This is a genomic window from Rhizobium sp. 01T444 (assembly GCF_056398305.1).
Genome location: NZ_JBFTPD010000227.1, coordinates 1 through 646, shown reverse-complemented (window position 1 = coordinate 646; position 646 = coordinate 1). Strand labels below are relative to the sequence as shown.

The window sequence follows — 646 nt, the reverse complement described above, 5'->3', positions numbered from 1 at the left end:
CGTACAGCGCGGACGAAGTCTTCAAGACGTTGTATGGGCCACTGATCGACAAGTTCGGGACAACCGACAAAGACCGCGCGTTCGCTGAGACCCACTATTCCGTTCGGTTCACCGCCACGCTGGACCGTTCGTCGTCGACGGCCTACCGTTGGATGGACAGCACCGAAGGCGTTTCCCGCATGGTCATTGCCGTGCTCCTGCGAAAGGTGATGTCGATGCCAAATCCACGTGAGACGCTCGAGAGCCTGTCCGCGCTCGTTCACAGAGTTCGAGGCGGTGATCTGGAGAAGCGCGCACCGGCGCCTGTGGAAGGTATGCAGTACAACCGGCGCGGCCGCGTTCCTGGCGCTTCGCGCACCGCCGCACGCGACCCCGCTCTGCAACTCGCCATCCGCCCCCTCACACTCTGATCAGCGCCAAAATGAAGCAACCTGTTGTCCTCCCGCCGAAGATGGAGAAGCGCATCGGGCGCGCTCACGGCGCGACCTTCTTCCGATCCTTCCTGCTGGCCGACCAACGGCCTCCGGTCATCAACTACCGAGACACGTTGGTGCAGATCGAAGGTCTCAATGCGAAGGACGCGCCTGCGGACCTTGCTTGGGGAATCCACGGTACCCGGTCGATTGCCGACGCGAGCATCTATTTC

2 protein-coding genes are annotated in these 646 nt (G+C 62.1%); both read left to right on the top strand.

Translation table 11 applies throughout. The features are described 5' to 3' along the window. On the top strand, positions 1–410 hold a 410-nt coding region (locus AC1DTN_RS38120), incomplete at its 5' end, for a hypothetical protein (RefSeq protein ID WP_477925346.1). 11 nt (positions 411–421) lie between these two features. After that, positions 422–646 (top strand): hypothetical protein (locus tag AC1DTN_RS38115; protein WP_477925344.1); only part of this gene is annotated, 225 nt, incomplete at its 3' end.